This is a genomic window from Streptomyces sp. NPDC031100, from assembly GCF_055570785.1.
On sequence record NZ_JBVIGN010000004.1, the window covers coordinates 365,514 to 379,665 of the forward strand.

The 14,152-nt window shown below is 70.6% G+C and carries 12 protein-coding genes; all 12 read left to right on the forward strand.

Going from position 1 to position 14,152, the window contains the following annotated elements; genetic code table 11:
* Window positions 1–22 precede the first annotated feature (22 nt).
* The 12 genes from ACZ5DS_RS13555 (at window position 23) to ACZ5DS_RS13610 (ending at window position 14,055) form a co-directional block, all read left to right on the forward strand.
* Complete coding sequence (locus ACZ5DS_RS13555; protein WP_468237191.1) at window positions 23–1,315, forward strand: homoserine dehydrogenase; 1,293 nt, start codon at window positions 23–25, stop codon at window positions 1,313–1,315.
* Window positions 1,316–1,321: 6 nt separating this feature from the next.
* Window positions 1,322–2,380 (forward strand): threonine synthase, encoded by a 1,059-nt coding sequence (gene thrC / locus ACZ5DS_RS13560; protein WP_468237193.1) that lies wholly within the window; start codon window positions 1,322–1,324, stop codon window positions 2,378–2,380.
* 283 nt (window positions 2,381–2,663) lie between these two features.
* A complete protein-coding gene (gene thrB / locus ACZ5DS_RS13565; protein ID WP_468237195.1) occupies window positions 2,664–3,581 on the forward strand; it encodes a homoserine kinase in 918 nt (305 codons plus the stop codon).
* A gap of 404 nt (window positions 3,582–3,985) precedes the next feature.
* Window positions 3,986–5,992 carry a transcription termination factor Rho gene (gene rho, locus ACZ5DS_RS13570; protein ID WP_468237198.1) on the forward strand — a complete coding sequence of 669 codons (2,007 nt, stop codon included), beginning with the start codon at window positions 3,986–3,988 and terminating at the stop codon, window positions 5,990–5,992.
* A gap of 354 nt (window positions 5,993–6,346) precedes the next feature.
* A complete protein-coding gene (locus ACZ5DS_RS13575) occupies window positions 6,347–7,483 on the forward strand; it encodes an LCP family protein (RefSeq protein WP_468237201.1) in 1,137 nt (378 codons plus the stop codon).
* A gap of 136 nt (window positions 7,484–7,619) precedes the next feature.
* On the forward strand, window positions 7,620–7,844 hold the full coding sequence (gene rpmE, locus ACZ5DS_RS13580) for a 50S ribosomal protein L31 (protein WP_014675000.1): 225 nt from the start codon (window positions 7,620–7,622) through the stop codon (window positions 7,842–7,844).
* A 109-nt stretch (window positions 7,845–7,953) separates the two neighbouring features.
* Window positions 7,954–9,021 carry a peptide chain release factor 1 gene (prfA, locus tag ACZ5DS_RS13585; protein WP_468237204.1) on the forward strand — a complete coding sequence of 356 codons (1,068 nt, stop codon included), beginning with the start codon at window positions 7,954–7,956 and terminating at the stop codon, window positions 9,019–9,021.
* 30 nt (window positions 9,022–9,051) lie between these two features.
* The gene (gene prmC / locus ACZ5DS_RS13590; protein WP_468237207.1) at window positions 9,052–9,897 is read left to right on the forward strand and encodes a peptide chain release factor N(5)-glutamine methyltransferase; all 846 of its coding nucleotides are present in this window, start codon (window positions 9,052–9,054) and stop codon (window positions 9,895–9,897) included.
* 46 nt (window positions 9,898–9,943) lie between these two features.
* Window positions 9,944–10,591 carry an L-threonylcarbamoyladenylate synthase gene (locus tag ACZ5DS_RS13595; protein ID WP_468237210.1) on the forward strand — a complete coding sequence of 216 codons (648 nt, stop codon included), beginning with the start codon at window positions 9,944–9,946 and terminating at the stop codon, window positions 10,589–10,591.
* Window positions 10,588–11,265 carry an arsenate reductase/protein-tyrosine-phosphatase family protein gene (locus tag ACZ5DS_RS13600; protein WP_468237213.1) on the forward strand — a complete coding sequence of 226 codons (678 nt, stop codon included), beginning with the start codon at window positions 10,588–10,590 and terminating at the stop codon, window positions 11,263–11,265. The genes ACZ5DS_RS13595 and ACZ5DS_RS13600 overlap by 4 nt, the downstream gene beginning before the upstream one ends.
* A gap of 69 nt (window positions 11,266–11,334) precedes the next feature.
* Window positions 11,335–12,573 carry a serine hydroxymethyltransferase gene (locus ACZ5DS_RS13605; RefSeq protein WP_468237216.1) on the forward strand — a complete coding sequence of 413 codons (1,239 nt, stop codon included), beginning with the start codon at window positions 11,335–11,337 and terminating at the stop codon, window positions 12,571–12,573.
* Between the two features lie 150 nt (window positions 12,574–12,723).
* Window positions 12,724–14,055 (forward strand): MraY family glycosyltransferase, encoded by a 1,332-nt coding sequence (locus ACZ5DS_RS13610; RefSeq protein ID WP_468237218.1) that lies wholly within the window; start codon window positions 12,724–12,726, stop codon window positions 14,053–14,055.
* Window positions 14,056–14,152 lie beyond the last annotated feature (97 nt).

Here is a 14,152-nt window from a genome sequence, read left to right on the forward strand (position 1 = left end):
AGGTATGAGGAAACGAGGTCGGATGATGCGTACGCGTCCGCTGAAGGTGGCGCTGCTGGGCTGTGGAGTGGTCGGCTCAGAGGTGGCGCGCATCATGACGACGCACGCCGACGACCTCGCCGCCAGGATCGGGGCCCCGGTCGAGCTCGCGGGCGTCGCGGTACGGCGGCCCTCCAAGGTCCGTGAGGGCATCCCCGCCGAGCTCGTCACCACCGACGCCACCGCCCTCGTCAAACGCGGCGACCTCGACGTCGTGGTGGAGGTCATCGGCGGGATCGAGCCCGCCCGGACCCTCATCACCACCGCCTTCGAGCACGGCGCCTCCGTCGTCTCCGCGAACAAGGCGCTGCTCGCCCAGGACGGGGCGGCTCTGCACGCCGCCGCCGAGGAGCACGGCAAGGACCTCTACTACGAGGCCGCCGTCGCCGGTGCCATCCCGCTGATCCGGCCGCTGCGCGAGTCCCTCGCCGGGGACAAGGTCAACCGGGTGCTGGGGATCGTCAACGGGACGACCAACTTCATCCTCGACAAGATGGACTCCACGGGGGCCGGCTACCAGGAGGCCCTCGACGAGGCCACCGCCCTCGGGTACGCGGAGGCCGACCCGACCGCCGACGTCGAGGGGTTCGACGCCGCCGCCAAGGCCGCGATCCTCGCCGGCATCGGCTTCCACACGCGGGTGCGCCTGGACGACGTCTACCGCGAGGGCATGACCGAGGTCACCGCGGCCGACTTCCGCTCGGCCAAGGAGATGGGCTGCACCATCAAACTGCTCGCCATCTGCGAGCGGGCCGAGGACGGGGCGTCCGTCACCGCGCGCGTGCACCCCGCCATGATTCCGCTGAGCCACCCGCTCGCCTCCGTGCGCGGCGCGTACAACGCCGTCTTCGTGGAGTCGGACGCGGCCGGGCAGCTCATGTTCTACGGCCCCGGCGCCGGCGGTTCCCCGACCGCCTCCGCCGTGCTCGGCGACCTCGTCGCCGTCTGTCGCAACCGGCTCAACGGCGCAACGGGGCCCGGTGAGTCGGCGTACGCCGCCCTGCCCGTCTCGCCCATGGGCGAGGTCGTCACCCGCTACCACATCAGCCTCGACGTCGCGGACAAACCGGGTGTACTCGCCCAGGTCGCGACCGTCTTCGCCGAGCACGGGGTGTCGATCGATACGGTTCGGCAGCAGGGCAAGGACGGCGAGGCCTCCCTCGTCGTCGTCACCCACCGCGCGTCCGACGCCTCCCTGACCGGGACCGTCGAGGCGCTGCGCAAGCTCGACACCGTGCGGGGTGTCGCCAGCATCATGCGGGTTGAAGGAGAGTAACCAGCAATGACCCACCAGTGGCGCGGAATCATCGAGGAGTACCGGGACAGGCTGCCGGTCTCCGCCACCACGCCGGTCGTGACGCTCCGCGAGGGCGGCACGCCCCTCGTGCCCGCGCAGGTGCTCTCCGAGCGCACGGGCTGTGAGGTCCACCTGAAGGTGGAGGGGGCCAACCCCACCGGGTCCTTCAAGGACCGCGGTATGACCATGGCCATCTCCAAGGCGAAGGAGGAGGGGGCGAAGGCCGTCATCTGCGCCTCCACCGGCAACACCTCCGCCTCGGCCGCCGCGTATGCCGTCCGCGCGGGCATGGTCTCCGCCGTGCTCGTGCCGCAGGGCAAGATCGCGCTCGGCAAGATGGGCCAGGCCCTGGTGCACGGCGCGAAGATCCTCCAGGTCGACGGCAACTTCGACGACTGCCTCACGCTCGCCCGCGCGCTGAGCGAGAACTACCCGGTGGCGCTGGTCAATTCGGTCAACCCGGTGCGGATCGAGGGCCAGAAGACGGCCGCCTTCGAGATCGTGGACATGCTCGGCGACGCGCCCGACATCCACGTCCTCCCGGTCGGCAACGCGGGCAACATCACCGCCTACTGGAAGGGCTACAAGGAGTACGCCGCCGACGGCATCTCCGCCAAGACCCCGCGCATGTGGGGTTTCCAGGCCTCCGGCAGTGCCCCGATCGTGCGCGGCGAGATCGTCAAGGACCCCTCGACGATCGCCACCGCGATCCGCATCGGCAACCCGGCCTCCTGGCAGTACGCCCTCGCTGCGCGCGACGAGTCGGGCGGTGCCATCGACGAGGTGACGGACCGTGAAATCCTGCGCGCCTACCGGCTGTTGGCCGCGCAGGAGGGCGTCTTCGTGGAGCCCGCCTCCGCCGCCTCCGTGGCCGGTCTGCTCAAGGCCGCCGAGCAGGGCAAGGTCGACCCGGGGCAGCGCATCGTGTGCACCGTGACCGGCAACGGTCTGAAGGACCCCGACTGGGCCGTCGCCGGCGCCCCGCAGCCGGTCACCGTCCCGGTCGACGCGGCGACCGCCGCGCAGCGGCTCGGGCTCGTCTGACAGCCGTCTGACGAGGGGCGATCCCTCCAGGGGTGGCACAGGGGGCTTACGACACGCATCGTGCGCCTCCTGTGCGCCCTATGTCGCCACAGAACCTTCCTTCGATAGGCTGTATCGAACCCGCCTACCGCATATGCCCCTGCGTGTGGGCACGGGACCGTGCCGTCTCCGCGCCCCGACGGGTCTTCGTACGCCATCGAATGTCCATCGATTCCACCGAGCGGCATTCGAGTCCATCGGATGTCATTCGACAGTCACGCAGCTCAAGGAGAGTCAACGAGCGATGGCCGGTCCAGCGTTCCGCGCCGCCGCCGTCCGGGTGCGCGTTCCCGCCACCAGCGCCAATCTCGGCCCGGGCTTCGATGCCCTGGGCCTCGCGCTGGGGCTCTACGACGACGTCGTCGTCCGGGTGGCCGACTCCGGGCTGCACATCGACATCGCGGGTGAGGGCAGCGAGACCCTGCCCCGGGACGAGAGTCACCTGCTCGTCCGCTCCCTGCGCACCGCCTTCGATCTGCTGGGCGGACAACCCCGCGGCCTCGAAATCGTCTGCGCCAACCGCATTCCGCACGGCCGTGGCCTGGGCTCCTCCTCCGCCGCCATCTGCGCCGGCATCGTCGCCGCCCGCGCGGTGACCATAGGCGGCGAGGCCCGGCTCGACGACGCCGCGCTGCTGGAGCTGGCCACCGAGATCGAGGGCCACCCGGACAACGTGGCCGCCTGTCTGCTCGGCGGCTTCACCCTGTCCTGGATGGAGGCCGGCGCCGCCCGGGCGATCAGGATGGAGCCCAGCGATTCCATCGTTCCGGTGGTTTTCGTGCCCGGAAAGCCGGTCCTCACCGAGACCGCGCGCGGCCTGCTCCCGCGCACCGTGCCGCACGTCGACGCCGCCGCCAACGCGGGCCGTGCCGCCCTGCTCGTCGAGGCCCTCACCCGGCGCCCCGAGCTGCTGCTGCCCGCCACCGAGGACCGTCTCCACCAGGAGTACCGCGCCCCGGCCATGCCGGAGAGCGCCGCGCTGGTGGAGCGGCTGCGGGCGGACGGGATCCCGGCGGTCATCTCGGGCGCCGGGCCCACCGTCATGGCCCTGGCCGACGCCGACACCGCCGACAAGGTGGAGGCCCTGGCCGGCACCGACTGGGCCGCCAACCGGCTGCGCCTGGACGTCCAGGGAGCGAGCGTGCTGCCGCTTGCGACCTGACACGCGGTTGCCGGATTTGGAGAGGGGGAATGTTTGTTGGATCCGGTAGTGTTAACCTCAAGTCTGCACCCGACCCCACCATGGCGAGGTGCTTCGTGTCCCCGTCCGGGACAGACATCCTTCCGGGAGCCTCCCGAGCCACTCCGTGTTCCGTGCGCCGTACCTGGGCAGTACGTCGTATGCGGGCATTGAGCGGGACACCGGGCACGCTCCGGAATCGGTGCTACCACGCCACGTGACACTGGGTGCCACGGCTCGCGGAAGCGCCATCACCAGCAAATCTCTTCCGCCGCTTTGGGCGGACCACCGCCCCGGCACGGTTCGCAGAGACAGGACCGTAGCCGGACAGCACAACCGGTCGCCGAGCCAGACAGGCCGACGTCCGCTCCAGGGAAGGACCCTTCGTGAGCGACACCACCGATCTGATGGGCGCACGTGTCGAGGAGACCGCTGCCGCGCCCGCCACGGACGCCTCCGCGCCTGCCACCGGTGCCGGCTCCCGGCGGCGCCGCGGTACCGGCCTCGAGGGCATGGTGCTGGCCGAGCTGCAGCAGGTCGCCTCGGGCCTCGGCATCAGGGGCACCGCGCGCATGCGCAAGAGCCAGCTGATCGAGGTCATCAAGGAGGCGCAGGCCGGCGGGGGCGCGGCTCCCAAGGCCGAGGCCGCCACCGAGACCAAGCCCAAGCGCCGGGCCACCTCGAAGGCCCGTACGGGCGAGGGCGCCGCCGAGAAGAAGGCGGAGAAGGCCGCGGAGGCCCCTGCCGAGAAGGCCGTGGCCCAGCAGCAGATCGAGATTCCCGGCCAGCCCGCCGGGGGCACCTCCCGCGGGACCGAGGCCGAGCGTGGGGGAGAAGAGGCGCCGGCCGAGCGCCGTCGCCGCCGCGCCACCGCCGAGGCGGGCAGCCCGGCCGCCGCGAGCAGCGTCGAGACCGTTGCCGCCGAGGCGAAGGCCGAGCCCAAGGCCGAGACGCCCGCGCAGCAGCCCCAGCAGGGCGAGGCCAAGGGCGACGCCGGTGACGGCGAGGGCCGTGGCCGCCGCGACCGCCGTGAGCGCGGGCGCGACCGTGACCGCCGCGGCAAGGGCGACGAGCAGCAGGGCGGCCAGCAGCGCCAGCCGCAGGGCCAGCAGGGCGGCGGACGCCAGGACCGGCAGCAGCAGGACGACGACGACTTCGAGGGCGGCCGCCGTGGCCGTCGCGGCCGCTACCGCGACCGCCGTGGCCGTCGTGGCCGCGACGAGATGGGTGCCGAGCCGCAGCTGGCCGAGGACGACGTCCTGATCCCCGTCGCGGGCATCCTGGACATCCTCGACAACTACGCGTTCATCCGGACCTCCGGCTACCTGCCGGGTCCGAACGACGTGTACGTCTCCCTCGCCCAGGTCCGCAAGAACGGCCTGCGCAAGGGCGACCACGTCACCGGCGCGGTCCGTCAGCCCAAGGAAGGCGAGCGCCGCGAGAAGTTCAACGCGCTGGTCCGCCTGGACTCCGTCAACGGCATGGCGCCCGAACACGGCCGTGGCCGCCCGGAGTTCAACAAGCTGACCCCGCTCTACCCGCAGGACCGCCTCCGCCTGGAGACGGACCCGGGCGTGCTGACCACCCGCATCATCGACCTGGTGTCGCCGATCGGTAAGGGCCAGCGCGGTCTGATCGTGGCCCCGCCGAAGACCGGCAAGACCATGATCATGCAGGCGATCGCCAACGCGATCACGCACAACAACCCCGAGTGCCACCTGATGGTCGTCCTCGTCGACGAGCGTCCGGAAGAGGTCACCGACATGCAGCGGTCGGTCAAGGGCGAGGTCATCTCCTCGACCTTCGACCGCCCGGCCGAGGACCACACCACGGTCGCCGAACTCGCCATCGAGCGTGCCAAGCGCCTGGTGGAGCTGGGCCACGACGTCGTCGTGCTGCTCGACTCGATCACGCGTCTGGGCCGTGCGTACAACCTGGCCGCGCCGGCCTCCGGCCGCATCCTGTCCGGTGGTGTCGACTCGACCGCCCTGTACCCGCCGAAGCGCTTCTTCGGTGCGGCCCGCAACATCGAGGACGGCGGCTCGCTGACCATCCTCGCCACCGCCCTGGTGGACACCGGGTCCCGCATGGACGAGGTGATCTTCGAGGAGTTCAAGGGCACCGGCAACGCCGAGCTCAAGCTCGACCGCAAGCTCGCCGACAAGCGCATCTTCCCGGCGGTGGACGTGGACGCGTCCGGTACCCGTAAGGAAGAGATCCTGCTCGCCAGCGACGAGCTCGCGATCGTCTGGAAGCTGCGCCGGGTGCTGCACGCCCTCGACCAGCAGCAGGCGGTCGAACTGCTCCTCGACAAGATGAAGCAGACGAAGTCGAACGCCGAGTTCCTGATGCAGATTCAGAAGACGACGCCGGCTCCGGGCAACGGCGACTAGTCACCGCGCCCCAGGGAGTCAGGGCCGCTCCCCGTCCACCAGTGACGGGGAGCGGCCCTTTGCGCTGCCCGGCACGGTCGGCAGGGGCCGCCGGCGAGATCTCTGCCACACGTGTCTCGGTCGGCACCGGTTTCCAGGTGTACGACCTGTTCAGCTGAAAACGCAGGTGAGCGGGGTTCATCCCGTTTCACTCGGTTACGCACCGTGCCCATCGCTGTACGCGGTGGGCACGGTGCGTTGTGCAACCCTTTCCCGAGTTTCTCCGTCTGACCAGGCAGAGCGACGATGGTGCGACGACGACCGCACCCGACCCTGAATGCAGGGGGTACCGACCGGACGAGACCTAGGAGTGACGTGTCCGCCGAGAGCACGCCGGAGTCCGGCATACCGGAGCCGGCCGAGACCGGCCCCGTTCGCCGGGGCAAGGGCCGCCGCCGCAAGGCCCGCAGCACCAGCAGCAAGGCCCTGCGGGCCACGGCCTGGACGGCCGCGGGCGTGGTCGTGCTGGCGGGTACGGGCGCCGGGTACGTCTACTTCAAGCTCAACGGCAACCTCAAGAGCGTCGACATCAACCAGGCGCTCGGCGCAGACCGCCCGCAGAAGGTCGACAACGGCTCCGAGAACATCCTGGTCCTCGGCTCCGACTCCCGCTCCGGGACGAACAAAAAGCTCGGCGGCGGCACCGACGACGGCAGCGCCCGCTCCGACACGGCGATGATCGTCCACGTCTACGAGGGCCACAGGAAGGCCAGCGTGGTCTCCATCCCGCGGGACACCCTCATCGACCGCCCCACGTGCACCGACACGAGCGGCACCAAGCACCCGGCCGCGTCCGGCGTGATGTTCAACGAGGCGTACTCCACCGGCGGCGCCGCCTGCACCGTCAAGACGGTCGAGTCCCTCACCAAGATCCGCATGGACCACTACCTGGAGGTCGACTTCTCCGGCTTCCAGAAGCTCATCGACGACCTCGGCGGGGTCCCGGTCACCACGACCAAGAACATCAACGACCCGCAGAGCCACCTGAAGCTCAAGGCCGGCACGCACACCCTCGACGGCGAGCACGCGCTCGGCCTGGTCCGCACCCGGCACGGCGTCGGCGACGGCTCCGACCTGGGCCGCATCCAGCTCCAGCAGGCCTTCGTCAAGGCGCTGCTCGACCAGGTCGAGAAGGTCGGCGTCTTCAGCAACCCCAAGAAGCTGTACGACCTCGCCGACACCGCGACCAAGGCCGTCACCACCGATTCCGACCTCGGCTCGGTGGGCCGCCTCGCCGACTTCGCCGGCGGCCTGAAGGGCATCAGCTCGTCCCACATGAGGATGGTGACGCTGCCGGTCCGCTACGACCCGGCCAACCCCAACCGGGTCCTGGTGGCGAAGACGAAGGCCCAGCAGGTCTGGGACGCCCTGAAGAACGACCGCCCGATCCCGAAGGCGGCCACACAGGGAACGGCGACCGGCGAAGCCAAGGGCGTTGTCAGCGCCTCGTGAGGTGCGGGAATAGATCGCCTGTACCCCCGGTTTTGGGGGATGGCGCCAGTCCTGGCAGACTGGTACGTCGGCTCCGGTTCACGCTTCCGCATCCCGCGGCAGCGACCCGGCGCCCTCCCGAAATCTAGGAGACACCTTGAAGCGCGACATCCACCCCGCGTACGTCGAGACGCAGGTCAGCTGCACCTGCGGCGCGTCGTTCACCACCCGTAGCACCATCGAGTCCGGCACCATCCGGGCCGAGGTCTGCTCCGAGTGCCACCCGTTCTACACGGGCAAGCAGAAGATCCTCGACACCGGTGGCCGTGTGGCCCGCTTCGAGGCCCGCTTCGGCAAGGCTGCTGCCGGCTCCAAGAAGTAGCGAGCCCCATTTCGCCGGTCCACGGTCGTATCCCTTCGCCGGGGTGCGCCCGGGACCGGCGTTTTTGGTCGCCCGCCTTCCCCTTCCCCAGCAGTACAGGAGCCGAAAGATGTTCGAGGCCGTCGAGGAACTCGTCGCCGAGCAGGCCGATCTGGAGACGAAGCTCGCCGATCCGTCGGTCCACGCCGACCAGGCGAACGCGCGCAAGCTGAACAAGCGCTATGCCGAGCTGACCCCGATCGTCGCCACGTACCGCTCCTGGAAGCAGACCGGCGACGACATCGAGACCGCGCGCGAGTTCGCCGCGGACGATCCTGACTTCGCCGCAGAGGTCAAGGATCTCGAGAAGCAGCGCGAGGAGCTGACCGAGAAGCTGCGCCTCCTGCTGATCCCGCGTGACCCGAGTGACGACAAGGACGTCATTCTGGAGATCAAGGCCGGCGCCGGCGGCGACGAGTCCGCGCTGTTCGCCGGTGACCTGCTGCGCATGTACCTGCGCTACGCCGAGCGCATCGGTTGGAAGACCGAGATCATCGACGCCACCGAGTCCGAGCTGGGCGGCTACAAGGACGTCCAGGTCGCGGTGAAGACGCGCGGGCAGTCCGAACCCGGCCAGGGCGTGTGGGCCCGGATGAAGTACGAGGGCGGCGTGCACCGCGTCCAGCGGGTGCCGGCCACCGAGTCCCAGGGCCGTATCCACACCTCCGCGGCCGGTGTCCTGGTCACCCCCGAGGCCGAGGAGGTGGACGTGGAGATCAACCCCAACGATCTGCGCATCGACGTCTACCGGTCCTCCGGCCCCGGCGGCCAGTCCGTCAACACCACCGACTCCGCCGTGCGCATCACGCACATCCCGACCGGAGTCGTCGCCTCCTGCCAGAACGAGAAGAGTCAGCTGCAGAACAAGGAGCAGGCGATGCGTATCCTGCGCTCCAGGCTGCTCGCGGCGGCGCAGGAGGAGGCCGAGCGGGAGGCCGCCGACGCCCGCCGCAGCCAGGTCCGCACGGTCGACCGCTCCGAGAAGATCCGCACCTACAACTTTCCGGAGAACCGCATCTCGGACCACCGGGTCGGCTTCAAGGCGTACAACCTCGACCAGGTCCTGGACGGCGACCTCAACGCGGTGATCCAGGCCTGCGTCGACGCCGACTCGGCGGCGAAGCTGGCAGCTGCATAAGGCACGTACGAGTACCACCGGAGGACTTGCGTGAACCTGCTGCTCGCAGAGGTGGCACAGGCCACCCAGCGGCTGGCCGACGCCGGCGTGCCCTCGCCGCGCAACGACGCGGAGGAGCTCGCCGCGTTCGTGCACGGCGTGAAGCGGGGAGCGCTGCACTCCGTGAAGGACTCCGACTTCGACGCCCGCTACTGGGAGGTCATCGCCCGGCGTGAGCAGCGCGAGCCGCTGCAGCACATCACCGGGCGCGCCTACTTCCGGTATCTGGAACTCCAGGTCGGGCCGGGCGTCTTCGTGCCCCGGCCGGAGACCGAGTCCGTGGTCGGCTGGGCCATAGACGCCGTGCGCGCCATGGACGTCGTCGAGCCCTGCATCGTCGACCTGTGCACCGGCTCCGGTGCCATCGCGCTGGCCCTCGCCCAGGAGGTCCCGCGCTCCCGTGTGCACGCCGTGGAGATGTCCGAGGACGCCCTGGTGTGGACCCGCAAGAACGTGGCGGGGTCCAGGGTCGACCTGCGCCAGGGCGACGCCCTGACGGCCTTCCCGGACCTCGACGGACAGGTCGACCTGGTCATCTCCAACCCGCCGTACATCCCGCTGACCGAGTGGGAGTACGTCGCCCCGGAGGCCCGCGACTACGACCCCGAGATGGCCCTGTTCTCCGGCGAGGACGGCCTCGACCTGATCCGGGGCCTGGAGCGCACCGCGCACCGGCTGCTGCGGCCCGGCGGTGTCGTCGTCATCGAGCACGCCGACACCCAGGGCGGCCAGGTGCCGTGGATCTTCACCGAGGAGCGGGGCTGGGCCGACGCGGCCGACCACCCGGACCTCAACAACCGCCCCCGGTTCGCGACCGCCCGCAGGGCGCTGCCGTGACCACCACTTCCAGCCCGCAGTACGTGTACGAGGAGGCCAGCTAGACATGGCACGGCGATACGACACCAACGACGCGACCGACCGCGTGACGGGTCTGCGCGAAGCCGCGTCCGCCGTCCGCCGGGGCGAGCTGGTGGTGCTGCCGACCGACACGGTGTACGGCATCGGCGCCGACGCGTTCTCCTCGGAGGCCGTCGCCGACCTGCTCGCCGCCAAGGGCCGGGGCCGCGCCATGCCCACCCCTGTCCTCATCGGCTCCCCGAACACCCTGCACGGCCTGGTCACGGACTTCTCCGAGCTGGCCTGGGAGCTGGTCGACGCGTTCTGGCCGGGTGCCCTGACGCTGGTCGCCCGGCACCAGCCGTCCCTGCAGTGGGACCTCGGCGACACCCGCGGCACGGTCGCCGTCCGCATGCCGCTGCACCCGGTCGCCATCGAGCTGCTCACCGAGGTCGGCCCCATGGCCGTGTCGTCGGCGAACCTCACCGGCCACCCGGCGCCGGAGGACTGCGACGCCGCCCAGGAGATGCTCGGCGACGCCGTCTCCGTCTACCTCGACGGCGGCCCCACCCCCGGCAACGTGCCCTCGTCCATCGTGGACGTCACCGGCCCGGTGCCGGTGCTGCTGCGCGAGGGCGCGATCTCCCCCGACGAGCTGCGAAAGGTCGTACCCGACCTCGAGGTGGCGAATTGACGGCCCCTGACGCGGGGCGTGGCATAGGCAACGGGGTGACCAGCGGGGACGAGACGACGACGTTCGGATTCCCGCGCGACACTTTCCGGATCCTCCATGTCAGCACCGGCAACGTGTGCCGCTCGCCGATCACCGAGCGGCTGACCCGCCATTTCGTGACGGAGCGGCTCGGCGTACTCGGCGGCGGGCTGATCGTGGAGAGCGCGGGCACCTGGGGCCACGAGGGCGCGCCTATGGAGGCCAACGCGGAGGCCGTGCTCGCCGAGTTCGGCGCGGACGCCTCCGGCTTCGTCGGCCGGGAGCTGCTCGACGAGCACGTGATCATGGCCGACCTGGTGCTGACGGCCACGCGCGACCACCGCGCCCAGGTCATCTCCATGGGCCACTCGGCGGGTCTGCGCACCTTCACCCTGAAGGAGTTCACCCGTCTGGTGCGCGCCATCGACCCGACGACGCTGCCGCCCCTGGAGGACGGCGTGGTCGCGCGTGCGCGGGCCCTGGTGCGTGCGGCGGCCGCTCTACGCGGGTGGCTGCTCGCGCCCACCGCGGAGGCGGACGAGGTGTTCGACCCGTACGGTGCGCCGCTGCCGTTCTTCCAGTCGATCGGCGACGAGATACACGAGGCGCTGGATCCGGTGGTGACTGCGCTGACCGGCGTACCTGCGCGGATGTGACGCCGAGCACCGCACCGACCCCGGGCCTACATTGGACCTACGTCACCGTCGACCGCCCGGGAGCCCGCCATGTCGGTCACCCATACCCTCGAGACCGATGTCCTGCGGCGGCAGGACCCGCAGCTGGCCGAGATCCTGCAGGGGGAGCTGGAGAGGCAGTCGACGACGCTGCAGCTGATAGCCGCCGAGAACTTCACCTCGCCGGCGGTGCTCGCCGCCCTCGGCTCGCCGCTCGCCAACAAGTACGCCGAGGGCTATCCCGGTGCCCGGTACCACGGCGGCTGTGAACTGGTCGACGTCGCCGAACGCCTGGCGGTCGAGCGGGCCACGGCGCTCTTCGGCGCCGAACACGCCAACGTCCAGTCCCATTCGGGCTCTTCGGCCGTCCTGGCCGCCTACGCCGCCCTGCTGCGCCCCGGCGACACCGTCCTCGCCCTCGGGCTGCCCTACGGCGGCCATCTCACCCACGGCTCGCCCGCGAACTTCTCCGGCCGCTGGTTCGACTTCGTCGGGTACGGCCTCGACGCCGAGAGCGGACTCGTCGACCACGACCAGGTGCGCCACCTGGCCCGCAACCACCGGCCCAAGGCCATCGTGTGCGGCTCGATCGCCTACCCCCGCCATCTCGACTACGCCTTCTTCCGCGAGGTCGCCGACGAGGTGGGGGCGTATCTGATCGCGGACGCGGCGCACCCGATCGGCCTGGTCGCCGGGGGAGCGGCGCCCAGCCCGGTGCCGTACGCCGACATCGTGTGCGCCACCACCCACAAGGTGCTGCGCGGTCCGCGCGGCGGGATGCTCCTGTGCGGCGGTGAGCTGGCCGAGCGGGTCGACCGGGCCGTCTTCCCCTTCACCCAGGGCGGCGCGCAGATGCACACCATCGCCGCCAAGGCCGTCGCGTTCGGCGAGGCGGCAACCGAGGCGTTCGGTGTGTACGCCCATCAGGTGGTGGCCAATGCGCGGGTTCTGGCGGGTCACCTGGCCGCCGAGGGACTCGCGGTCACCACGGGGGGCACCGACACCCATCTGATCACCGCGGACCCGGCCCCGCTCGGCGTGGACGGGCGCACCGCACGCGGCCGGCTCGCCGCCGCCGAAATGGTGCTGGACTGCTGCGTGCTGCCGCACGGCGACGGCCGCGGGCTGCGTCTGGGGACGGCCGCGGTGACCACGCAGGGGATGGGGGAGCCGGAGATGGTGCGGATCGCCGCGCTGCTGGCGGCCGTGCTGCGGGGCGAGGCGGAACCGGCCGGGGCGCGGGAGGAGGTGCGCGAACTCACCGGTAGATTTCCGCCGTATCCCGGCTGAGCGAGGGTAGGCGCACGTCCGTACACCCCGGAGTGACCGTCGTGCACAGCCACACGTGCAACCATCGTCGCTACCCGGAAGTCCTCATCCATATGCGTCCGTCGCTAGGGTGTGGGGCTGTGATGGCCAGCGAGACCTGTGGGGAAGCCCGTGCGTGAATACCTGCTGACGCTCTGTGTCACGGCCGCGGTGACGTATCTGCTGACAGGGCCGGTGCGGAAGTTCGCGATCGTGGCCGGGGCCATGCCGGAGATCAGGGCCCGTGACGTGCACCGGGAGCCCACTCCGCGCCTCGGCGGGATCGCCATGTTCTTCGGCCTGTGTGCGGGCCTGCTGGTCGCGGACCACCTCACCAACCTCAACGAGGTCTTCGCCAAGTCCAACGAGCCGCGGGCACTGCTCTCCGGGGCCGCCCTGATCTGGCTGATCGGCGTCCTGGACGACAAGTTCGAGATCGATGCGCTGATCAAGCTCGGCGGCCAGATGATTGCCGCGGGCGTCATGGTCATGCAGGGTCTGACGATCCTGTGGCTGCCCATCCCGGGCGTCGGCAACGTGGCGCTGACCCAGTGGCAGGGCACGCTGCTGACGGTGGCGCTCGTCGTCATCACGATCAACGCGGTGAACTTCGTGGACGGCCTGGACGGCCTCGCCGCCGGCATGGTCTGCATCGCGGCGGCCGCGTTCTTCCTGTACGCCTACCGCGTCTGGGTGTCGTACGGCATCGAGGCCGCCGCCCCCGCCACGCTGTTCGCGGCGATCCTGATGGGCATGTGCCTGGGGTTCCTGCCGCACAACATGCATCCCGCGCGGATCTTCATGGGCGACTCCGGCTCGATGCTGATCGGCCTGGTGCTGGCGGCCGGCGCGATCTCGATCACCGGCCAGCTCGACCCGGACGCGCTGAACCTGTACGCGGGTTCGGAGAAGGCGGCGGTGCATCAGACCGTGCCGGTCTACATCCCGCTGCTGCTCCCGCTGACGATCATCGCGGTGCCGACGGCGGACCTGGTCCTCGCCATCGTCCGCCGCACCTGGCGCGGCCAGTCCCCGTTCGCCGCGGACCGCGGCCATCTGCACCACCGGCTGCTGGAGATCGGCCACTCGCACAGCCGGGCGGTGCTGATCATGTACTTCTGGTCGGCCCTGATCGCCTTCGGCACGCTGGCGTACTCGGTCAACTCGGCCTCGATGTGGATCGTGCTGGGCGTGGTCTTCCTCAGCGCCGTGGGCCTGGTCCTGCTGCTGCTCCCGCGCTTCACCCCGCGCGCCCCGGTCTGGGCGGAGCGGTTCGTGCCGCCGCGCTACCGCAGGCGCCGGCGGGCCGCCGAGGCGACGGCCGGGAGCGTCGAGACCCCTGTGTGCGAGCCCGCGGAGGAGGAGCACCGGACCCCGGTCACGGCCGGTGTCACGGGCGTCAACGGGGCGACTGCCATTGGCCCCCGTTCGCGTCTCGGTAAGGGCCGCAAGGTAAGAATCTGACGAGAGCATTGCCGACTCATGGGGGAGCAAACTTCCCCAATACCAGACAAGTGGGCACGGTTTTTGCACAGACGGGCGCTGTCACTCTCATGTGTGA

Coding starts and splice junctions, on each gene's coding strand:
- ACZ5DS_RS13555 (WP_468237191.1), top strand. CDS start 23: ATGATGCGTACGCGTCCGCTGAAGGTGGCGCTGCTGGGCTGTGGAGTG.
- thrC (WP_468237193.1), top strand. CDS start 1,322: ATGACCCACCAGTGGCGCGGAATCATCGAGGAGTACCGGGACAGGCTG.
- thrB (WP_468237195.1), top strand. CDS start 2,664: ATGGCCGGTCCAGCGTTCCGCGCCGCCGCCGTCCGGGTGCGCGTTCCC.
- prfA (WP_468237204.1), top strand. CDS start 7,954: ATGTTCGAGGCCGTCGAGGAACTCGTCGCCGAGCAGGCCGATCTGGAG.
- ACZ5DS_RS13595 (WP_468237210.1), top strand. CDS start 9,944: ATGGCACGGCGATACGACACCAACGACGCGACCGACCGCGTGACGGGT.
- ACZ5DS_RS13605 (WP_468237216.1), top strand. CDS start 11,335: ATGTCGGTCACCCATACCCTCGAGACCGATGTCCTGCGGCGGCAGGAC.